The 19,767-nt window shown below is 69.2% G+C and carries 19 protein-coding genes; 8 read left to right on the forward strand and 11 right to left on the reverse strand.

Features of this window, described 5'->3' with window-relative positions; all coding sequences use genetic code 11:
- Nucleotides 1-33: 33 nt before the first annotated feature.
- Entirely contained in the window at nucleotides 34-1,335 is a 1,302-nt protein-coding gene (locus ACGF7Y_RS28990; protein ID WP_393239141.1) for a cytochrome P450, read from the forward strand.
- Here the strand turns inward: ACGF7Y_RS28990 and ACGF7Y_RS28995 are convergent, their stop codons facing one another.
- Together ACGF7Y_RS28995 and ACGF7Y_RS29000 are read right to left on the reverse strand one after the other, a co-directional pair.
- Nucleotides 1,336-2,040: a response regulator gene (locus ACGF7Y_RS28995; RefSeq protein ID WP_040869265.1), complete on the reverse strand. Its 705-nt coding sequence runs from the start codon at nucleotides 2,038-2,040 to the stop codon at nucleotides 1,336-1,338.
- Nucleotides 2,037-3,542: an ATP-binding protein gene (locus ACGF7Y_RS29000; RefSeq protein ID WP_393239312.1), complete on the reverse strand. Its 1,506-nt coding sequence runs from the start codon at nucleotides 3,540-3,542 to the stop codon at nucleotides 2,037-2,039. The genes ACGF7Y_RS28995 and ACGF7Y_RS29000 overlap by 4 nt, the downstream gene beginning before the upstream one ends.
- A gap of 188 nt (nucleotides 3,543-3,730) precedes the next feature.
- Here ACGF7Y_RS29000 and ACGF7Y_RS29005 point away from each other — a divergent pair, with 188 nt between their 5' ends.
- Nucleotides 3,731-5,095 (forward strand): cation:dicarboxylate symporter family transporter, encoded by a 1,365-nt coding sequence (locus ACGF7Y_RS29005; protein ID WP_393239144.1) that lies wholly within the window; start codon nucleotides 3,731-3,733, stop codon nucleotides 5,093-5,095.
- A 132-nt stretch (nucleotides 5,096-5,227) separates the two neighbouring features.
- Here the strand turns inward: ACGF7Y_RS29005 and ACGF7Y_RS29010 are convergent, their stop codons facing one another.
- Together ACGF7Y_RS29010 and ACGF7Y_RS29015 are read right to left on the reverse strand one after the other, a co-directional pair.
- Complete coding sequence (locus ACGF7Y_RS29010) at nucleotides 5,228-5,443, reverse strand: DUF4287 domain-containing protein (protein ID WP_040869261.1); 216 nt, start codon at nucleotides 5,441-5,443, stop codon at nucleotides 5,228-5,230.
- A 109-nt stretch (nucleotides 5,444-5,552) separates the two neighbouring features.
- Nucleotides 5,553-5,978 (reverse strand): DUF4267 domain-containing protein, encoded by a 426-nt coding sequence (locus ACGF7Y_RS29015; RefSeq protein ID WP_393239147.1) that lies wholly within the window; start codon nucleotides 5,976-5,978, stop codon nucleotides 5,553-5,555.
- 108 nt (nucleotides 5,979-6,086) lie between these two features.
- Here ACGF7Y_RS29015 and ACGF7Y_RS29020 point away from each other — a divergent pair, with 108 nt between their 5' ends.
- On the forward strand, nucleotides 6,087-6,671 hold the full coding sequence (locus ACGF7Y_RS29020; RefSeq protein ID WP_393239150.1) for a TetR/AcrR family transcriptional regulator: 585 nt from the start codon (nucleotides 6,087-6,089) through the stop codon (nucleotides 6,669-6,671).
- 191 nt (nucleotides 6,672-6,862) lie between these two features.
- Nucleotides 6,863-8,332, forward strand: coding sequence for a phytoene desaturase family protein (locus tag ACGF7Y_RS29025; RefSeq protein ID WP_393239152.1), 1,470 nt, complete (start codon nucleotides 6,863-6,865; stop codon nucleotides 8,330-8,332).
- 72 nt (nucleotides 8,333-8,404) lie between these two features.
- Here ACGF7Y_RS29025 and ACGF7Y_RS29030 read toward each other — a convergent pair whose 3' ends face one another.
- The 7 genes from ACGF7Y_RS29030 to ACGF7Y_RS29060 form a co-directional block, all read right to left on the reverse strand.
- Nucleotides 8,405-9,331: a cation diffusion facilitator family transporter gene (locus tag ACGF7Y_RS29030; RefSeq protein WP_393239155.1), complete on the reverse strand. Its 927-nt coding sequence runs from the start codon at nucleotides 9,329-9,331 to the stop codon at nucleotides 8,405-8,407.
- Nucleotides 9,332-9,405: 74 nt separating this feature from the next.
- Nucleotides 9,406-10,626, reverse strand: a complete 1,221-nt coding sequence (gene manA, locus ACGF7Y_RS29035; RefSeq protein WP_393239158.1) for a mannose-6-phosphate isomerase, class I — start codon at nucleotides 10,624-10,626, stop codon at nucleotides 9,406-9,408.
- On the reverse strand, nucleotides 10,626-11,828 hold the full coding sequence (locus ACGF7Y_RS29040; protein WP_393239161.1) for a tobH protein: 1,203 nt from the start codon (nucleotides 11,826-11,828) through the stop codon (nucleotides 10,626-10,628). The genes manA and ACGF7Y_RS29040 overlap by 1 nt, the downstream gene beginning before the upstream one ends.
- A 118-nt stretch (nucleotides 11,829-11,946) precedes the next feature.
- Nucleotides 11,947-13,323 carry a phosphomannomutase/phosphoglucomutase gene (locus tag ACGF7Y_RS29045; RefSeq protein ID WP_393239163.1) on the reverse strand — a complete coding sequence of 459 codons (1,377 nt, stop codon included), beginning with the start codon at nucleotides 13,321-13,323 and terminating at the stop codon, nucleotides 11,947-11,949.
- A gap of 51 nt (nucleotides 13,324-13,374) precedes the next feature.
- Complete coding sequence (locus ACGF7Y_RS29050; protein WP_040869368.1) at nucleotides 13,375-13,755, reverse strand: DUF3499 domain-containing protein; 381 nt, start codon at nucleotides 13,753-13,755, stop codon at nucleotides 13,375-13,377.
- Between the two features lie 300 nt (nucleotides 13,756-14,055).
- Entirely contained in the window at nucleotides 14,056-14,535 is a 480-nt protein-coding gene (locus ACGF7Y_RS29055) for a metallopeptidase family protein (protein ID WP_393239166.1), read from the reverse strand.
- A gap of 124 nt (nucleotides 14,536-14,659) precedes the next feature.
- Entirely contained in the window at nucleotides 14,660-14,893 is a 234-nt protein-coding gene (locus tag ACGF7Y_RS29060; RefSeq protein ID WP_029901515.1) for a WhiB family transcriptional regulator, read from the reverse strand.
- Between the two features lie 492 nt (nucleotides 14,894-15,385).
- On the opposite strand from ACGF7Y_RS29060, the gene cofD reads away from it, so the two are divergent.
- The 4 genes from cofD to ACGF7Y_RS29080 all read left to right on the forward strand — a co-directional run bounded on the left by cofD (nucleotide 15,386) and on the right by ACGF7Y_RS29080 (nucleotide 19,709).
- Complete coding sequence (cofD, locus tag ACGF7Y_RS29065; RefSeq protein ID WP_393239168.1) at nucleotides 15,386-16,384, forward strand: 2-phospho-L-lactate transferase; 999 nt, start codon at nucleotides 15,386-15,388, stop codon at nucleotides 16,382-16,384.
- Nucleotides 16,381-17,727, forward strand: coding sequence for a coenzyme F420-0:L-glutamate ligase (locus tag ACGF7Y_RS29070; protein ID WP_393239171.1), 1,347 nt, complete (start codon nucleotides 16,381-16,383; stop codon nucleotides 17,725-17,727). The genes cofD and ACGF7Y_RS29070 overlap by 4 nt, the downstream gene beginning before the upstream one ends.
- A 37-nt stretch (nucleotides 17,728-17,764) precedes the next feature.
- The gene (locus ACGF7Y_RS29075) at nucleotides 17,765-18,283 is read left to right on the forward strand and encodes an NUDIX hydrolase (RefSeq protein WP_393239174.1); all 519 of its coding nucleotides are present in this window, start codon (nucleotides 17,765-17,767) and stop codon (nucleotides 18,281-18,283) included.
- A gap of 178 nt (nucleotides 18,284-18,461) precedes the next feature.
- Nucleotides 18,462-19,709 (forward strand): alkane 1-monooxygenase, encoded by a 1,248-nt coding sequence (locus ACGF7Y_RS29080; protein ID WP_393239177.1) that lies wholly within the window; start codon nucleotides 18,462-18,464, stop codon nucleotides 19,707-19,709.
- Nucleotides 19,710-19,767 lie beyond the last annotated feature (58 nt).

Genomic DNA, 19,767 nt, shown 5'->3' on the forward strand with positions numbered 1-19,767 from the left:
GTGGAGTCATCCCACGACGACGAGGGTTGGACAATGAAGCCACACTACTGGTTCCGCTGGTTGTCCGTGCAGGGCGCGCCTCGGCTCGTCCTGCGCATGCAGGCGCGCCGCGGTGACCCGTTCGCCGAATTGATGGCCGGGACCGCGGGCTTCGACGACCCATACCCGCTGATCGAGCGGTTGCGCGGGCAGCAAAGGCTGCTGCGCACCTCGATCGCGTGGGCGACCTTCGACCACGAACTGTGCCGGTCCATCCTGCGCGACAGCCGTTTCGGCGTGCGCACCACGGAGAGCTTCAACATCCCCAAGCCGCTACAGAAGCTGGCCGAGCGCTTCCCGCTGCCGCCGAATCCGGTCGAGCCGCCGTCCATGCTGGTGATCGATCCGCCGGAGCACACGGCGATGCGCAAGCCGGTGGCCTCCGCCTTCACCCCGCGCGCGATCCGCAGGCTGCGCGACCGCGTCGAGACGGTCACCGAGGAACTGCTGGACGCGCTGCCCGCGCACGGTTCGGCGGACCTGATCCGGTCGTTCGCCGCCCAGGTGCCGATCGCGATCATCTCCGAGATGCTCGGCTTCCCCGACGAGGACAAGGCGAAATTCCTCGACTGGGGCGATCGGATGACGCCCCTGCTGGACGTCGGCATCGAGTGGCGCGCGCACCGCAGAGCACTGCTGGCCATGGAGGTGATGAACGCCTACCTCGACCGGCACATCGAACGATTGCGCCGCGAGCCGGGCGAGGACATCCTCTCCACCCTGGTCACCACCGGTGAGCTGGATTCCGACGCGCTCAAAGCCACCGCCAGCCTGCTCATGGGCGCCGGTTTCGAGACGACGGTCAACCTGATCGGCAACGGTGTCGCACAACTGCTGACCCATCCGGATCAGCTCGAGCGGCTGCGCGACGAGCCGGAGCTGTGGCCCAACGCCGTCGAGGAGATCCTGCGCTTCGACTCGCCGGTGCAGACCACCGCACGGACCGCGCTGACCGACGTCGAGATCGATGGGATGACGGTGCGCGAGGGCAACACGGTGGTGCTGTCGTTGGCCGGCGCCAACCGCGACCCGGCGATGTTCGCCGAGCCCGGCCGGTTCGATGTCGGGCGGGCCAACGCCAAGGAGCACCTGTCCTTCAGCAGCGGCGTGCACGTCTGTCTCGGGGCCAGTCTGGCCAGGATGGAAGGCGTCTACGCGTTGCAAGCCCTGTTCGAGCGTTTTCCGGACCTGCGCCTGGACGGTCAGCCCAAGCGTCGGGCGCTGTTCACCCTGCACGGCTACGAGCGGATGCCGGTGCGCCTCGGTCAGCGCGCGCAGGCGCCGGAGCCGGTCTGATCAGCCGGTCGTGGTCTTCCAGACGTAGCGGGTCTTCGGGCGTCCGGCCCTTCCGTAGTCCGAGCGGCGCACGACCAGACCGTCATCGGCCAATTTCTCCAGGTAGCGCCAGGCGGTGATGCGCGAGACGCCGATCGAGGTCGCGGTGTCCGCGGCCGTCACGCCCTCGGCTTCGGCCGCACGCACGGTGCGGGAGATCTCGTCGAGGGTCTGCGGTGCGACGCCCTTGGGGGTGGCCGCGCGCTGGTCGGGGGTGCGCAGCGCGCTCAGCGCCCGATCGATGTCGTGCTGGGAGATGGCGCTCTCACCGGCCGGAAGTGCGGTGCGGAACTCCCGATACCGCTCCAGCTTGTCGCGGAACGCGGCGAAGGTGAACGGCTTCAGCAGATACAGCACGACCCCGTGCGATACGGCGGTGCGCACCATGGCCAGGTCGCGGGCGGAGGTGATGGCGATGACGTCCGGGCGCGGTGCCAGGCCGGTCAGCGCGGCGGCCACGTCGAGGCCGCTCGCGTCCGGCAGGCCGATGTCCATCAGCACCAGGTCGATCGGCGTGCCCTCGGCCGCGGCGTCGGCCGCCGCGCGCATCGCCTCGCGCCCGGTATGAACGACGCCGACGGGCGTGAATCCGGCGATGCGCTCCACATAGGCGCGGTGCGCCTCGGCGATCAGCGGCTCGTCCTCGACGATCAGCACACGAATCATCGTGCTTCCTTCCGTGGAATCGTCACGGTCACCGCGCTTTCGGGGTCCCGTTGCGTGCGGATGCTTCCCCCGTGGCGGGCTACCAACCGGTGGACCAGCGCGAGTCCGAGCCCGTGGTGATCGGTCTTGGTCGAATAACCCCGCTGGGACGCGCGCGCGAACATCTCCGCCGACATGCCGGGGCCGCTGTCGGCCACCCGGATGTAGAGCAGGGACTCGTCCGTGGCGTCCGCGCGCTGGTGTCGCAAGGTGACCTCCACCCAGCCGGACGTACTGTCCGCCGCGGCATCGATGGCGTTGTCGACGAGATTGCCCACGAGCGTGACGGTCTCGTGCGGGGACAGCGGGTCCACCGAGTCGAGCGCGGTGTCATCGGTGATCGTCAGCTCGATGCCGCGTTCGGCGGCCTGATTCACCTTGCCGAGCAGCAAGGCGGCCAGGGCGGGCGCGCCCACCGCGGCGAACAGCCGGTCGATCAGCGACTGGGACAGTTCGAGTTCCGCGGTGGCGAACTCGACCGCCTCCCGGTGGCGGCCGAGCTCGACCATGGTGACCACGGTGTGCAAACGGTTGGCGGATTCGTGCGCCTGCGCCTGCAACGATGCCGCGAAGCCGCGCACGGAATCGAGTTCGCCCATCACCGACTGCAATTCGGTGTGGTCGCGGATGGTCATCACGGTGCCGATCGCCCGGCCTTCCCACTCCACGGTGTCCTGGTTGACCAGCAGGATCCGGTCGGTGGTCACGTGCATCTCGTCACGGACGGTGCCCCAGCTCATCCGCTGCAACGACAGCGGGAGATCGCTGCGCCGGACGTCGCCCGGGGGCAGGTCGAGCAGGCGGCGCGCCTCGTCGTTGACCACCTCGGCGTCCTCCCCGGAGGGCCCGAACACCACCAGGCCCTCGTGCACCGAGTGCAGGACCGCGTCGTGGTGCTCGTACATCGCGCGCAGCTCGTCGGGCGCCAAGCCGTGGGTCTGCCGCCGTAGCCTGCGGCTGAGCAGGAACGATCCGCCCGCGGCCAGCAGCAGACCCGCGCCGGCGACGCCGAGGATCACCGGGAGCTGAGTGGCGACCTGGTCGCCGATCTTCGCCCGCGTCACTCCCGCGGAGACCAATGCGACGATCCGCCCGTTGTCGTGCACCGGAGTCACCGCCCGGATGGAGGGGCCCAGTGTGCCGGTGAAGGTCTCGGTGAAGGTCTCCCCGGCCAGCGCGCGATCGATGGTGCCGCTGAACGGCAGCCCGATCATGGCCGGATTGGTGTGCGTATAGCGCGTGCGGTCCGGCGCCATGACCACGATGAAGTCCATGCCGGTCTCGCGCCGGATCTCCTCGGTCACCGGCTGCAACCGCGCCGTCGGATCCGTGCCGCGCAGTGCCTCGATGGTGGAGGGCGCGTCGGCCACGCTCACCGCGACATCGGTGACCTCCCTGGTGGTGGTGACGTCGCTGTCGTGCCTGGCGTCCAGGACCGCGAGCACCACACCGATCGCGATCATCACCGCGAGTACGACCAACTGGAAGACGAACGCCTGCCCGGCGAGGGAGAGCCGACCGCGTCTCACAAGCTCTGCCTCCGCTGAACGTAATGCACCAAACAGTGACCGGGATCACCCGGCCGACCATCATTCTGCCTGGAAGGCGTGAGTCAGTTCGCGTCGGTACCTTTCGAAGGGAAATCCTCGCTATGAGCGACTCGACCCGAACGCGGCGCGACCGCACCCATTGGCTGTATCTGGCCGTCATCGTGGCGGTGGTGGCGGGCGTCCTCGTCGGCTGGCTGGCGCCCGGCACCGCGCAGTCGTTCGCCCCGCTGGGGACCATCTTCGTCAACCTCATCAAGATGATGATCGCTCCCGTCATCTTCTGCACCATCGTGCTCGGAATCGGCTCGGTGCGCGCGGCGGCCACCGTCGGCAAGGTCGGCGGGCTGGCCATCGGCTACTTCCTGGTCATGTCGACCATCGCGCTCGGGATCGGTCTGGTCGTCGGCAATCTGCTGCAACCCGGCGCGGGATTGAACATCGCCAAGTCGACCAAGGCCGGTCACGACCTGGCCAACACCGCGCACAGCGCGGGCGGCACCTGGGAATTCATCCAGAACATCGTCCCGTCCACTCTGTTGTCGTCGCTCACCACGGGCAATGTCCTGCAGGCGCTGTTCGTCGCGCTGCTGGTCGGTTTCGCGGTGCAGGCGATGGGCACGACGGGCGAGCCGATCCTGCGCGGCGTGGCGCTGCTGCAGAAACTCGTGTTCCGGATCCTGGTGATGATCCTGTGGCTGGCGCCGATCGGTGCGTTCGGCGCGATCGCCAACGTGGTCGGCAAGACCGGCCTGGACGCCGTGGTGAAGCTGGGCACGCTGATGGTCGCCTTCTACCTCACCTGCCTGGTGTTCGTCTTCGGTGTGCTCGGGGTGCTGCTGTGGAGCGTCTCGCGGGTGTCGATCTTCAAGCTGGTCCGCTACCTCGCGCGGGAGTACCTGCTGATCCTCGCGACCTCGTCGTCGGAATCGGCGCTGCCACGGCTGATCGCGAAGATGGACCACCTGGGCGTGGAACGCACCACTGTGGGCGTCGTCGTGCCGACCGGCTATTCGTTCAATCTGGACGGCACCGCCATCTACCTGACCATGGCGTCGCTGTTCATCGCCGAGGCGATGGGCAAGCCGCTGTCCATCGGCGAGCAAGTCGGGCTGCTGCTGTTCATGATCGTCGCGTCCAAGGGCGCGGCGGGTGTCACCGGCGCGGGGCTGGCCACGCTGGCGGGCGGATTGCAGAGCCATCGGCCCGAACTCCTCGACGGCGTCGGCTTGATCGTCGGCATCGACCGCTTCATGTCCGAGGCACGGGCGCTGACCAACTTCTCCGGCAACGCGGTGGCCACGGTGCTGATCGGCACCTGGACCAAGACCGTCGACGTCGACCGGGTGCGCGAGGTGCTCGACCGCAAGATGCCCTTCGACGAGCGGACCATGGTCGACGACGGCCACGGGACGCCGGAGGCGGCGCTCACGCAGGAGGCCGAGGCCGCAGATCTGGTCAAGGCTTGACGGCGGTGGGAGAGAGGCCATCCGTAGCGTCGGGCTGAGGCGTGGCAGTCGCCCGGCCGCTGGGTGAAATGACGAAGGGCCCGCGGATTCGCTGATCCGCGGGCCCTTCGTCATTTCACCCAGCGTCCGGGGTCAGGCCGCCCATTTCTCCGGATTCAGGTGGTGCTGGGTGAGCGCGGTGGCGTGGCCGTGCCCGAATCCGTGCTCGGTCTTCAGCCATTCGACGAGTTCTTTGTGCGAGGTCAGTCCGGTGTCGCGCATGGCGGCCTTCCACTCCTCGATGGCGCGGCCGTATTTGGCCTCGATGGAGGGAAAGTAGGACGCGGGCCCGTGCGGCTTGGTCGCCATGTCGATCTCCTTGCTCGTCGTGCGTTCGATGGTGCGGACGGAGCGGGCTTCGGAAAGTCATCGGCGGTCCCGGAAAGTGTTCTGGATCACGCGCTCCCGCTACGTCGCCTCAGGCGGCCACGGCGACCGGATCGGCGGCGCGGCGCTTGTCCAGACTGTGCTCCCGGATCAACAGCCCACCGGTCAGCGCCACCAGGACGGCGGTCAGGCCGTGAATGCCGAATGCCGCGGCGGCGGAACCGTTCCAGCTGAGCACGGTGAGCATGTCACCGACCGGCACGAGCGCGACCACCGAAGTCACGATGCCGAGCGCGTACCGCTGGCGCAGGCCGAGCAGGACCAGGATCAACACGCCGAAGACGGTGTCCCGCACGCCTTTGAGGTTCATGAACGCCGCCGCCTCACCGTCCGGCCACGCGGGCAGGCCGAAGCCGGGAGCGATGGTGTCCGGCGCGAACAGGTAGCTGATCCCGATGTAGAGGATGAACGCGGCGCCGATCAGGGACAGGACGGTGGCGATGCGGGAGAGGGTCATGGCGGTGCTCCTGGCAGGAAGTCTCGGCTTCGAAATCTAGCGGCGCTAGAACTGGTAGCGATCATAATTGAGCTTCGATAGCTTGTCTAGCAACGCTAGAATCAAGCCATGACCACTCACACGCGCAAGGAAGGCGAGCGGGCCGAACGCAGGCAGCGCATCATCGACACCGCACGCGAACTCGCCGAAGCGCAGGGGTGGGAGGCGGTCACCGTGCGTCGTATCGCCGAACGGATCGAATCCAGCCAACCCGTGCTGTACAGCCACTTCGCGGGGAAGTCTGCGATCGTCTCCGCGGTCGCGGAGCGGGGATTCACCGAACTCACCGAGGTCTTGCGACAGGCGCGAGCCGAGGACTCCGACGATGCCGACCGACTGCGCGCGGTGTCGCGGGCCTACCTGGGATTCACCGCGGCCAACCCGGCGCTCTACGACGCGATGTTCCTGATGAACACCGATCTCACCTTCGGACCGGAAGCGCCCCTGCCGCTGCGCGAGGCGTTCGGCGAGCTGGAAGCCATGTTGCGCCCGTTCGTCGGCGAATCCGACCTCGGCGCTCGCGCCGAGGTCGCCTGGAGCACCCTGCACGGCCTGGTCACCCTCGAACGCGGAGGTCGTCTCCGACCGCGGCTGCGACATCAGCGAGGTGAACTCTTGGTGGCGGCGTGGCTCGCCGCGGTCGGTGCGCGCTAGCGGCGGGTTCGCACCTTCCGGCTCTCGTCGATGAACACGGAGCGTGCTCGGTGACCGGCCGCGCACGTACCGGAGTCCGTGCCAGGAGTGGTGAGCCCGATGCTCGGACTGCTGCTGGGTCGGGGTGTCGGTCGCGCGGGGGTGGTGTCGGCGAGCGCGTCGAAGGTCGGTCGGGCCGGTAGCGTGGGGTTATGGCTGATGTGGTGGTAGTCGGTTCCGGACCGAACGGGCTCGCCGCCGCGGTGATCCTGGCCCGGGCGGGGCTCGCCGTGGAGGTGTACGAGGCCGAGGATACGGCCGGGGGTGGTTCCCGCACAGCGGAACTGACCCTGCCCGGCTACCGGCACGACGTGTGTGCCGGCGCGCATCCGATGGCGGCGGCCTCCCCGTTCTTCCGGGCGTTCGATCTGTCCGCGCACGGCGTCGAGCTGCTCGCGCCGGAGGTCTCCTACGCCCATCCGCTCGACGGCGGCGTAGCCGGGCTGGCCTGGCGGGACCTGGAACGGACGGTCGAGGCTCTCGGTCCCGACGGCCCGACCTGGCGCAAGCTGTTCGCGCCGCTGGTGCGGCACTGGCCCGACGTGGTCGACATCGCGATGTCGGATCTGCGCCGCATCCCCTCCGGGCTCGCCACCGCGATCCGTTTCGGCCTGCGCACGGTGGAGCAGGGCTCGCCGCTGTGGGACATCAGGTTCCGCGAGCAGGTCGCACCCGCCCTGCTGACCGGTATCGCCACCCACGCGATCATCCCGCCGCGCGCGATCACGGCCGCGGGCGCCGCACTGCTGCTCGGCACGCTGGCGCATGTCGGAGGCTGGGTGATACCGCGTGGCGGCAGTCAGGCCATTCCCGACGCGCTCATCGCCGAACTCGAACGTCTCGGCGGCCGGGTGCACACCGGGCACCGGGTCGACTCGATCGACGAGTTCGCCGATGCCCGCGCGGTTCTGCTCGATCTCGCCCCTGCCGAACTGCTGCGGATCGCCGAGCACCGGTTGCCCGCGCGGTATGCGAAGCGGTTGCGGCGTTTCCGGTACGGCGGCGCGGCGTGCAAGATCGACTTCGCGCTCTCCGGGCCGGTGCCGTGGCAGGCCGAGGGCTGCGCGCTGGCCGGAACGGTACATGTCATCGGCACCCGCGCCGAGGCCATGGCCGCCGAGCACGCCGTGGCCATGGGACGGCACGCCGAACGGCCCTATGTGCTGTCCATCCAGCCCGGTGTGGTCGATTCCACCCGCGCGCCCGCCGGCGGCCACACCTTCTACACCTACGCCCACGTGCCCAACGGCTCCACCCGCGATGTCAGCGAGGACGTGATCGCTCAGGTCGAGCGGTTCGCGCCGGGCTTCCGCGATCTGATCGTCGCCAGGAACGTGATCACCGCCGCGGAAATGCCCTCGCACAACGCCAACTACATCGGCGGCGACATCTCCGCGGGCGCGATGACGTTGCGGCAGTTCGCGTTCCGCCCCGCCCCGCGCTGGAATCCCTATGCCACACCGATCCCCGGTGTCTATCTGTGCTCGTCCGCCACTCCACCCGGCCCCGGGGTGCACGGCATGAGCGGGCTGCACGCCGCGCGCCACGCCCTGCGCGAACGCTTCACCATCCGCACCGATCCGCTCGACCTCTTACGCACTCCCGCTTTCCAGCACCGCTGAACAGCCCGTTCATCGCCGGTCCCCGCACAGACTCGCGCGCCGTGCGAGGCACCGTCTCCGCTCTGGGCGGACCTATCCCTTGGCGAGTTCGGTGCGGTAGAGATCGGGTTCGAGGTAGATGACGCGCGCCGCGGGGACCGCCGCGCGGACGCGGGACTCGGCGTCATCGATGGCGTCGGCGATCGCGGCGACGTCGAGACCGGGCACCACGCCGATCTTCGCGGCCACGAGCAATTCGTCCGGGCCGAGATACTGCGTCTTGAGGTGGATCACCCGATCGATGCGGGTCTCGTCGACCAGGCTCGTCCGGATCCGCCGATTCTCCTCCGGCGTTGCGCCCTCACCGATCAGCAAGCTCTGCATCTCCACGATGAGCACCACCGCGATGACGCCGAGCAGGCCGCCGATGGCCAGGGTGCCGATGCCGTCCCAGATCGGGTCGTGGGTGAGCATGGTCAGGCCGACGCCCGCGAACGCGAAGACCAGACCGATCAGGGCGCCGGTGTCCTCCAGCAGCACCACCGGAAGCTCCGGACTGCGCGAATTGCGGATGAACCGCCACCAGCTCGCGTTGCCTTTGAGCGGCGCGGACTCGCGCACCGCCGTGGTGAAGCTGTAGGACTCCAACGCGATCGCGAGCACCAGGATGACGACCGCCACGATCGGCGAACTCAGCTCCTCGGGGTGCTGGATCTTGTGGATGCCCTCGTAGACGGCGTAACCGGAGCCGAGGGTGAACAGCACAAGCGCCACGATGAACGAATAGAAGTAGCGGTTGCGCGCGTACCCGAACGGGTGCAGCTCGTCGGCTTCCTTCGCGGCACGCTGCTGCCCCAGCAGCAGCAGTCCCTGGTTGCCCGTGTCGGCCACGGAGTGCACGGCCTCGGCGAGCATCGACCCCGAACCCGTGATCGCCGCACCGACGAATTTCGCCGCGGCGATCCCCGCGTTCGCGGTCAACGCCGCGATGATCGCCTTCTTGCCACCGCCAGCCGACATGGAAGCATGTCCTCTCTGTTTTCGAGATACCCGCGAACAGACTAGGGCACCTGGGGATAGGCGTTCCGGATCGGTCAGCCGGCCGCACCCACACACGCGCAGAACAGCTGCACGTGACCGTCCACCGCTTGGGCGCGGATATCGGTGTCGGCGGCGGAGATCCACGCCGCGCCGCCGCGAGTGAGTTCCAGCGACGAGCCGTCGCGGAACAGGCGCACCGTTCCCGCCGTGCACAGCACGATGCCCGGCCCCGCCGCGGTCAGCGGCACCCGCGCGGACCCGGGGACCAGGTCGAAGCGGCGCAGCGCGAACTCGGGGGCGGGCGTGCGATAGCGCACCGATCCGTCACCGGCCGGTTCGGGCAGCACGACCGGCAGGCCGATCGGCTCGAAATCCAGCACACGCAACAGCTCCGGCACGTCGACGTGCTTGGGGGTGAGACCGCAGCGCAGCACGTTGTCGGAGTTGGCCATGATCTCCACACCCACTCCGCGCAGGTAGGCGTGCAGATTCCCGGCCGCCATGAACAAGCCCTGGCCCGGCTCCAAGGTCACTCGGTTCAGCAGCAGTGCCGCCAGCACACCGGCGTCGCCGGGGTAGGCCTCGGCCAGTTCGAGCGTGGTGCGCGCCTCGGCGGTGAACTCGCGCGTGCCTTTGCCGGACAGATATCGCACGCAGCCATCCAGCACTTCGGGCAGCAGCGTGGCCAGCACGTGCTGCGGCAGCGTGATCCAGGTGGTGAACAAGGTGCGCAAACCCGCGGAATCCGGCTGGGCGGCGAGGAGTTCGCAGTAGGAGCGCAATCCGTCCACCGCCAGCGCGCGCAACAAGGCGACGGTGCGGTGCGGCTCGCGGAAACCGGCCAGCGCCTCGAAGCGCTCCAGCGCGACGACCAGCTCGGGTTTGTGATTGTCGTCGCGGTAGTTGCGCAGCGGGGAATCCAACGGCACCTTCGCCAGATTCTCCCGGTCGAAGCCGGCCCGCGCCTGGTCGGTGCTCGGGTGCGCCTGCAACGACAGCGGCTCCTCCGCGGCGAGGACCTTGAGCAGGAACGGCAGCTTCTCGCCGAACCTGGTTGCGGCCGAGCCCAGCTCCCGGTCCGGGTCGGCGGCGATCAGTTCCAGCAGCGAGGTGGAAGTGTCTTCGATCCTGACGTAAGCCGGGTCGGCCGGGTGCGCGCCGAACCACAATTCCGCTTCCGGATGCGCCGACGGCACCGGCCTGCCGCACAGCCGAGCGAGCGCGGTGCGCGAGCCCCAGGCATACGAGCGCAGCGCACCAACGAGTTCGTGCACTAGTAGCTTCCCCCGTACTGCCCCTGGCCGTCGGTGGCGGCGGTACGCGCGCCGATCAACCGCAGGTAGGCGGCGGCCATCTCCAGTCGCAGCGCGAGCACCGCGAGTTCCTCGAGTTCGGTGCCGTTCGCCTGCGCGGGCTCTTCGGCGTGGGCCTGCGCGGGAGCGGCGGGGTCGGTCATCTCGGTGTGCAGCAGATCGACATCGGCGTTCACCAGGTCGGCGTCCACCAGATTCGGTCCACCACCGCCGAAGATCGCGACGCGGCGGCGTGCGGCCGCACGATCGCGATCGGCGCTGAGCACGAACACCCGGATGCGCTCCACGGGCGCGGGGCCGTCCAGCTCCTCGTCGTGGAACATCGGGTCGAAGCCGGGCGCGGGTTCGCCCGCCGCCTCGGCGATCCGGGTCCGCGCCGACACGGCCTCGGCCAGATCCACCGCGGTGGCCACCTTGCCCGCGGTCTGCAGCAGCACCTCGGCGCCGTGCTCGGCCAGTTCGGCGGCGGCGGGCGAATCGCCCGCGAGCACGATGCCCCGCTGCTGCATGCGGGCCGCCAGCGTCTTGGCGGGGTTGTGGAAGACCTCGTTGTGCGGGCCGTCGCGCAGCGCCTCCGCGTCCAGCACGTCGGCCAGTTCGGCGAGTTCGGGCACGGCGGATCCGGTGCGCTGGGGGTCGACCGCGCGCAGGACCGCGATTCCGGCGGCCAGGAAGCGCAACAGGCGGTTGTGCCCGAGCACCTGCACCCTGGGTTCCAGAACGGCGGCGCGACCGGCCGCGGCGGCGCGCAGCGGCCCCTCGTGCGGCGCGGCGACGACCACCTCGGCGCCGCGGCGCAGCGCCCGGTCGACGGCATCGATCAGGCGGGGATCACCCGCGTCGTCGCCGGAGACCAGGACGACGTCGAGCGGCCCGACCCACGGCGGGAGGGCGGCGGCGGGCACGACGGGCAGGCCCGCGCGGTCCCCGAGTGCGGCCACGAGCAGTCCTGCGGCACGTGCGGCACGTCCGGAACCGGAGACCAGCACCACGCTGCGTGGCCGCAGATCGGCCAATCGGGCGAGCGCGTGCTCACCCACGGCGGCCGCGGTCGCGCGCACCTGGGCGCCGCCCGAGGCGGCCGAACGAAGGGCGCCGCCTGCGTCGGCGGCCTCGAGTGAAGCGGCATCGTCGAGGTCGAGCACCGGTGTTCCAGCGATCATCGGGCGTCCCACCTCCCCTCATCGCGCTGTATCTTTTCCGCCCCCGCGCCCACCCGGTCCAGCTGCCACACCGAGACCGAGCCGGGCGAATCCAAGGCCTGTGATTCCACTATTCCAGTCAGGAGCGCACGATGCTCAGGATCTCGGTCACGAGTGCGTCTACTTCCTCCGCCGATCGGGCCTCGACATTCAGCCGGAGCAACGGCTCGGTGTTCGACGCGCGCAGGTTGAACCAGGCGTTGTCGGCCAGCTGCACGGTCACCCCGTCGAGGCGGTCGACCGAGTGCGCCCGGTCCGCGAAGGCGTCCACCACGGCCGACGTCCGCGCCGCGGCGTCGGCCACCGTGGAGTTGATCTCGCCGGAGGCCGCGTATGTCGCGTAGGACGCCATCAGATCCGACACCGGCCGGTCCTTCTCGCCGAGCGCGGCCAGCACGTGCAGCGCGGCGAGCATCCCGGAGTCGGCGCCCCAGAAGTCGCGGAAGTAGTAGTGCGCGGAGTGCTCGCCGCCGAACACCGCTCCGGTGGCGGCCATCTCCTGCTTGATGAACGAGTGGCCGACCCGGGTGCGCACCGGCGTCCCGCCCAGCTCGTGCACCAGTTCCGGCACGGCTCGGGAGGTGATCAGGTTGTGGATGATCACCGCGCCGGGCTCCTTGCCCAGCTCGCGCTCGGCGACCAGGGCGGTGATCGCGGACGGCGACACCGGCTCGCCGTTCTCGTCGACCACGAAGCAGCGGTCGGCGTCGCCGTCGAAGGCCAAGCCGATGTCCGCGCCGGATTCGCGGACCAGCTTCTGCAGGTCCACCAGGTTGGCCGGGTCGAGCGGGTTGGCCTCGTGGTTCGGGAAGTTGCCGTCCAGCTCGAAGTACAACGGCACGATCTTCACCTGGGGCAGCGCGCCCAGCACCGCGGGCACCGTGTGTCCGCCCATGCCGTTGCCCGCGTCCACCGCGATGGTGAGGGGCCGGATGCCGCCGAGTTCGACCAGGCCGCGCAGGAACTCCGCGTATTCGGCCAGCAGGTCCAGTTCGGTCGCGGCGCCGCGCTCGCCCGCGTACGCGGGCACGCCCTCGATCAGCTCGTTCTTGATGGTGGCCAGACCGGTGTCCTGCCCGACCGGAAGGGCTTTGGCGCGGCACAGCTTGATGCCGTTGTACCGGGCCGGGTTGTGACTGGCGGTGAACATGGCGCCGGGGCAGTCCAGGCGGCCGGAAGCGAAGTACAGCTGGTCGGTGGACGCGAGGCCGATGTGCACTACGTCCAGGCCCTGGCCGAGCGCGCCGTCGGCGAAGGCGGCCGACAGCTCGGGTGAGGAGTCGCGCATGTCGTGTCCGATGACGATCCGGTGCGCGCCCTCGGCGCGCATCAGCCGGGCGAAGGACGCGCCGACATCCCTGACGAATTCCGTGTCGATCTGTTCACCGACCACACCGCGAACGTCGTAGGCCTTGATCACCGCGTTCACGAATTCGGCAGAGCGGGCGACTGTCATGCCCAACACCCTAGTGGTTGCGCCGGACCGGTCCGACACCGTCCTCGTCGATCAGGACGGCGGGTCGGGCAGGACGCGCAGATGGCCGCGGCGACCCGTTCGCGTGGTACGCGGCGGCGGGGGAGAGTAGTCGTGGTAGCCGCGCTGCTCGCGCTCCGGCGGGCGGCGGCGCAGCCCGGCCTCCCGCACCGCCTCGGCGAGCGCGGTCAGATCGTCGTCGTCCGGTGTGCTGGAGGAGAATCCGCCTTCGTGGCGAACCAGTTCCCAGCCTTTCGGAGCGGTGATGCGTGAGCCGTGCGTTTCGCAGAGATCCCAGGAGTGCGGTTCGGCGACCGTCGCGAGTGGTCCGACCACTGCCGTCGAGTCCGAGTACACATAGGTGAGCGTCGCGACGGCCGGATTCTTGCAGCCTGGACGGCAGCAACGACGCATGGGAATCACGCCGATGAGAGTAACCCCCCTGGCGCGTCGATGGGGACAGACACGCTCGAGGAATCTCGGTCCGCATGCCACGAAACGAGGGCAGCACGGCGTTCCGCAGGACGCGCGACGCGCTCTGCGGCGTTGTTGACGACGTCCCCCGGACGCGCGGGCGTCGGTCTGCCGGACGTGCGCGCGAGTGGTCTGTCGAGAGTGGAAGTGCAGGGGTACCCAGCAGACGGCCGCCCTACACGTGCGCGCGCTTGCCCCGCAACGGCATTCGAGGACCGCCGCCGCGTGGATGGGTACGACTCACTCGGCTTCCGGATCGATCACGTCCGGGTCGACGCCCAGGTAGGTCGCGACCTGCTGGACCAGCACTTCGCGCAGCAGATCCACCAGATCTTCGGGGTCGCTGGCGCGTAGTTCCAGCGGCTTGCGGAACAGCACGACTCGCGCCCTGGTCGCCGCGCCGTGCCGGTCGACGCCTGCCGGGATGAGCCGGGAGAGCGGGACCGGGCCGTCGGCGACCACCTCGTCCGGCCAGGTGACCGAATCGGGGTGCAGCGGACGAATTTTCGGAACGTCGTCGACCGCGATGTCGAGTTTGGTGAGCCGGTCGTGCCAGCGGGAGTCCAAGGGGGCGAACGCCTCCAGTACCAGCCGGTCGAACTTCTGGCCGCGGGTCCGCCAAGCGGGAACGGTGGGTGGCAGCATCGGCCCGCGTACTCCGCGGCCACGGCGGATCACCGACCGCGCGGTGGGCGGTCGACGCTTACGGGAACGTGCCATGAGACAAAATCTAGGCCAGCGGGCCGTGGCCGTCCGCACCGAGGCGGTGGGAGAACTTCGGTCGTGTCGCGCGCGCCCGGAGCGCCCCTGGTGGGCGGGCGGCTCCGGGCGCCGCGTACGTCTGTCAGCCGATGCCGCGCTTGAGGCGGCGGCGCTCCCGCTCGGAGAGGCCGCCCCAGATGCCGAAGCGCTCATCGTGCGCGAGCGCGTATTCCAGGCATTCGTCGCGTACCTCGCAGCCCATGCAGATCCGTTTGGCCTCGCGGGTGGAGCCGCCCTTCTCGGGGAAGAACGCCTCCGGATCGGTCTGCGCGCACAGGGCGCGCTCCTGCCACTGCTCCTCGATGGATTCGAACATCTCGTCGAAGCCGGTCACGACCAGGCTGAGCCGGGGCGTCGTGACTCCGTCACCCCCCTCTTGGTCCTTCCAGCCGCCGTTGTCTGCGCAGACGCCACGTGCTGCGCCTGCTGTGGAATCGGTCGGCGAGACCATCTCGTTGGCCATCGCTCCGCCTCCTCACTGTGTGTTAGCGCAGAATGATTCTTTCCGTCGGACCAACACATGCACCGACGGCCATACCCCGCGACGTTGTCCCGCGGACGTCCCCGAGCTTGTCACACCGATGCGAACAGGTGTTCGAAATACCGTTCGCGCGTTGATCTCTCGCGCGAACCCGGAATGACATGACTGTGATTAGACACGCCGGACGCGTCGATGGTCAAGCCGCCGTCGCTATTCCGTTACTATCCGCACCCGCATTCCGAGACGATCTTGTGATCTGCAATAGCAAATAAACAGCAAATTTGCCGCGAACGGGAGCCGCCACGCCAGCGCATAGGCTGTGCGGATGTGACTGGACAACAAGCGGACGCCACACCCGCGAACGGACCCCGGGTCGCCGTGCTGGTCGGCGGCGTCGGTGGCGCGCGTTTCCTTCAGGGCGTCAGGGAGCTGCTGCCCGAGGCGGACGTCTCCGCGATCGTGAACGTCGGCGACGACGTCTGGATGCACGGCCTTCGGATCTGCCCCGACCTCGACACCTGCATGTATACCCTCGGCGGAGGTATCGATACCGAGCGCGGCTGGGGCCGCGTCGGCGAAACCTGGCACGCCAAGGAGGAGCTCGCGAAGTATCGGGCCCAGCCGGACTGGTTCGGCTTGGGGGACCGCGATATCGCCACGCATCTGATCCGTACCGAAATGTTGCGCGCCGGATACCGGCTCTCGACGGTCACCGAGGCGCTGTGCAACAGGTGGCAGCCCGGCGTGAAACTGATCCCGGCAACCGACGATCGCTGCGAAACGCATGTCGTGGTGACCGATCCGGACAACCCTGGCGAACGGCGCGCGATCCATTTTCAAGAGTGGTGGGTTCGCTACCGCGCGAACATCGACACCCATGGATTCGCCACAATTGGCGCCGATGAAGCCAAACCTGCCCCAAATGTGATCGATATCATAGAATCCGCCGACGTGGTTCTCCTCGCTCCGTCGAACCCCGTCGTGAGCATCGGCGCCATCCTCGCCGTGCCCGGTATCCGCGGCGCGCTGCGCACCACCCCGGCCAAGGTGATCGGCGTGTCCGGCGTGATCGACGGGAAGCCGCTGCGCGGTATGGCCGACGAGTGCCTGTCGGTGATCGGCGTGGAAACCACGGCCGAGGCGATCGGCCGGTACTACGGCGCCCGCTCGGCCACCGGAATCCTGGACGGCTGGCTGATCCACAGCACCGACACCGCCAAGGTGCCCGGAGTGGAGGTACGCAGCGTGCCCTTGTTGATGACCGACCCGCCCACCACCGCCGAAATGGTGCGTCAGGCGCTGGATCTCGCTGGAGTCGCCCTGTGAGCACATCGATCGACCACGCGGCCGGAGAGCTGCGCATCCTGCCCGTCACCGGCCTGCCCGAATTCCGCCCCGGCGACGACCTCGCCGAGCAGATCGCCCGCTGCGCGCCCTGGCTCGCCGACGGTGACGTGCTGGTGGTCACCAGCAAGATCGTCGCCAAGGTCGAGGGCCGCATCGTGGAAGCTCCGTTGGACCCCGAGGAGCGCGACGCCGTGCGGCGCGGGCTCGTCGACCAGGAGGCGGTGCGGGTGCTCGCGCGCCGGGGTCGCACGCTGATCACCGAGAACAAGCTGGGGATCGTGCAGGCGGCCTCCGGTGTCGACGGCTCGAACGTCGAACAGGGCGAGCTCGTGCTGCTGCCCACCGACCCGGACGCCAGCGCCAAGGCGCTGCGCGCCGCGCTCGCCGAACGACTGGGCGTGACGGTCGCGGTGGTCGTCACCGACACGATGGGCCGCGCCTGGCGCAACGGGCAGACCGACGCGGCCATCGGCGCCGCGGGCCTGCGGGTGCTGCACGACTACGCGGGTGCGGTGGACGGCCAGGGCAACGAGTTGTTCGTCACCCAGGTGGCCGTGGCCGACGAGCTGGCCGCGGCCGCGGACCTGGTCAAGGGCAAGTTGGGCGGTGTCCCGGTGGCCGTGGTGCGCGGGCTGCCGATCGTCGACGACGGATCCGACGCCACCGATCTGCTCCGCGGCGGCACCGACGATCTGTTCTGGCTGGGCACAGCGGAGGCGATCGAACGCGGTCGCAGGGAGGCGATCCTGCTGCGTCGCTCGATCCGTCAGTTCTCCGACGCGCCCGTCGATCCGGAGCGGATCCGCTCGGCGGTGTCGATCGCGCTGACCGCGCCGGCTCCGCACCACACGCGGCCCGTGCGGTTCGTGTGGCTGCGCACGCCGGAGCTGCGCACTCGACTGCTCGAGGCGATGGCGCGGAAGTGGCGCGCGGACCTGACCGCCGACGGCCTGCCGCCGGAGCGGATCGAACGCCGGGTCGCGCGCGGGCGCATCCTGTTCGACGCACCCGAGGTGATCATTCCGTTCTGCGTGCCGGACGGTGCGCACGATTACCCGGACGAGCGCAGGCGGGCCGACGAGCGCACCATGTTCACCGTGGCGGTGGGCGCCGCGGTGCAGGGGCTGCTGGTCGCCTTGGCCACCGAGGGAATCGGCAGTTGCTGGATCGGGTCGACGATCTTCGCGCCCGAGGTCACCCGGGAGGTTCTGGGCCTGGCCGAGGACTGGAGTCCGCTGGGCGCCGTCGCCATCGGCCATCCACTCGAGGAGCTGACCCCGCGCCAGGCGCCCGGCGCGGGCTCCGGGCTGGTCGAGCTGTGATCGGACGGATCGCCTTCCGCGCCACGGCGGGTCACCGGTGAGCGCGGAATCGCTGCACGCCTCGGCGACCGAGCTGCTCGCGACCTGGGGTCCCGCGACAGATCCGGAGCGCTCGCTGCGCGAGGCGATGCTGGCCTTCCTCGGCTCCGCACCGCGTGGCTGCCTGCGCGAGCACGCGCCCGGGCACATCACCGCCTCCGCGGTGGTGTTCTCCCACGACGGTCGCGAGGTGCTGCTCACCCTGCATCCGCGGGTCGGGCGCTGGATCCAGCTCGGCGGCCACTGTGAGGAGGGGGACGAGACGGTCGCGGGCGCCGCGCTGCGCGAAGCGACCGAGGAGTCCGGCATCGCGGACCTGCGCCTGCATGCCGGCCTCTACGGCGCGCAGGCGCATCCCATCACCTGTTCGCTCGGTACGCCCACCAGGCACTTGGACCTCCTGTTCCGCATCACCGCCCCCGCGGGCGCGACCCCGGTGCGCAGCCACGAATCCACCGACCTGCGCTGGTGGCCGGTGGACGCCCTACCCGCCGACGCCGACGTCCTGCTGCGGTGAGCTAGCCGCGTTACTTCCAGAGGGGCCCCGGCCGGATGACTTCCGGCCGGGGCTTTTGGCATTCAAGCGCCTTTACAAATTGTCGCATTTGTATAGACATGCGACAAATATGCCTCTATCGTCCATAAGTGAGGTAATGCGCGTCACAGCCGACGCGCCGTTGGGAATGGAGACGACGATGTCGACGCACGCCGACATGTCCGCGCAGCCGGTCGAGGTGCCGGCCTGGCGGGACCGCAAGCGTTATATGTGGCTGTGGGGATTGTTCGCCCCGGCCGGCCTTTTCCTCATCGGCCTGCCGTTGATCTGGGCGTTGAACGAGCTGGGCTGGCATCGCCTCGCGCAGTTGCCGTTCTGGCTGGGGCCGATCCTGGTCTATGTGCTGATCCCGATCGCGGACATCTTCTTCGGCCCGGACGGCGACAATCCGCCCGATGAGGTGATGGAGTACCTGGAGAACGACAAGTACTACCGCTATCTCACCTACCTGTACCTGCCGTTCCAGTACGCCACGCTGGTGATGGCGGCCTATCTGATCACCGCCGACCACGTGAGCTGGCTCGGTATCGACGGCGGGCTGCACGTGGTGGACAAGATCGGCCTGGCGATCACCGTCGGCATGATCGGCGGCATCGGCATCAACACCGCGCACGAACTCGGCCACAAGAAGGTCGACTTGGAGCGCTGGCTGTCGCGCATCGCGCTGGCCCAGTCCTGCTACGGGCACTTCTACATCGAGCACAATCGAGGCCATCACGTGCGCGTCGCCACCCCCGAGGATCCGGCGAGTTCCCGGGTGGGCGAGACGTTCTGGGCCTTCTGGCCGCGCACCGTGTGGGGCAGCCTGAAGTCGTCCTGGCAGCTGGAGAAGGCCCGGCTGGAGCGGCTCGGCAAGAAGCCGTGGAGCCCGCGCAACGAAGTGCTCAGCGCCTGGCTGATGTCGGCGGCGCTGTTCGCGGTCCTGGTCGCGGTGTTCGGCGTCGAGTTGCTGCCGTACCTGATCCTGCAGGCGGTGGTGGGCTTCAGCCTGCTGGAGGCGGTCAACTACCTGGAGCACTACGGCCTGGTGCGGCAGCGCACGGCGAGCGGCCGGTACGAGCGGCCGGCCCCGGTGCACAGCTGGAACAGCGACCACATCGTCACCAACATCTTCTTGTACCACCTCCAGCGGCACAGCGACCATCACGCCTACCCCACTCGGCGCTACCAGACGTTGCGCAGTTGGGACGGCGCGCCGAACCTGCCGAGCGGCTACGCCAGCATGATCCTGCTCGCCTACTTCCCGCCGCTGTGGCGTCGTGTCATGGACAAGCGGGTGCTCGCGCACTACGACGGCGACATCACCCGCGCCAACATAGATCCGCGCAAGCGGGACAAGGTGCTGGCGCGTTACGGCGCCGCTGAGGCGGGAAAGGCCACGGCATGAGCGTCCGAGGCCGGAGGCGGCGAATGACCACCACGCAGGGGTCTGTCCGGGTCCGAAA

Origin of the sequence: Nocardia sp. NPDC047654 (assembly GCF_043205035.1) — a bacterium.
Classification (GTDB): Bacteria; Actinomycetota; Actinomycetes; order Mycobacteriales; family Mycobacteriaceae; genus Nocardia.

Excerpts from the sequence above, each read along its gene's own strand:
- ACGF7Y_RS29015 (WP_393239147.1), bottom strand. The coding sequence starts at position 5,978 with ATGACCCTCTCCCGCATCGCCACCGTCCTGTCCCTGATCGGCGCCGCG.
- ACGF7Y_RS29080 (WP_393239177.1), top strand. The coding sequence starts at position 18,462 with ATGTCGACGCACGCCGACATGTCCGCGCAGCCGGTCGAGGTGCCGGCC.
- ACGF7Y_RS29055 (WP_393239166.1), bottom strand. The coding sequence starts at position 14,535 with ATGGCACGTTCCCGTAAGCGTCGACCGCCCACCGCGCGGTCGGTGATC.
- ACGF7Y_RS28995 (WP_040869265.1), bottom strand. The coding sequence starts at position 2,040 with ATGATTCGTGTGCTGATCGTCGAGGACGAGCCGCTGATCGCCGAGGCG.
- ACGF7Y_RS29005 (WP_393239144.1), top strand. The coding sequence starts at position 3,731 with ATGAGCGACTCGACCCGAACGCGGCGCGACCGCACCCATTGGCTGTAT.
- ACGF7Y_RS29025 (WP_393239152.1), top strand. The coding sequence starts at position 6,863 with ATGGCTGATGTGGTGGTAGTCGGTTCCGGACCGAACGGGCTCGCCGCC.
- ACGF7Y_RS28990 (WP_393239141.1), top strand. The coding sequence starts at position 34 with ATGAAGCCACACTACTGGTTCCGCTGGTTGTCCGTGCAGGGCGCGCCT.
- ACGF7Y_RS29060 (WP_029901515.1), bottom strand. The coding sequence starts at position 14,893 with ATGTTCGAATCCATCGAGGAGCAGTGGCAGGAGCGCGCCCTGTGCGCG.
- ACGF7Y_RS29000 (WP_393239312.1), bottom strand. The coding sequence starts at position 3,542 with ATGATCGCGATCGGTGTGGTGCTCGCGGTCCTGGACGCCAGGCACGAC.
- ACGF7Y_RS29040 (WP_393239161.1), bottom strand. The coding sequence starts at position 11,828 with ATGATCGCTGGAACACCGGTGCTCGACCTCGACGATGCCGCTTCACTC.
- ACGF7Y_RS29050 (WP_040869368.1), bottom strand. The coding sequence starts at position 13,755 with ATGCGTCGTTGCTGCCGTCCAGGCTGCAAGAATCCGGCCGTCGCGACG.
- ACGF7Y_RS29020 (WP_393239150.1), top strand. The coding sequence starts at position 6,087 with ATGACCACTCACACGCGCAAGGAAGGCGAGCGGGCCGAACGCAGGCAG.
- ACGF7Y_RS29010 (WP_040869261.1), bottom strand. The coding sequence starts at position 5,443 with ATGGCGACCAAGCCGCACGGGCCCGCGTCCTACTTTCCCTCCATCGAG.
- ACGF7Y_RS29030 (WP_393239155.1), bottom strand. The coding sequence starts at position 9,331 with ATGTCGGCTGGCGGTGGCAAGAAGGCGATCATCGCGGCGTTGACCGCG.
- ACGF7Y_RS29045 (WP_393239163.1), bottom strand. The coding sequence starts at position 13,323 with ATGACAGTCGCCCGCTCTGCCGAATTCGTGAACGCGGTGATCAAGGCC.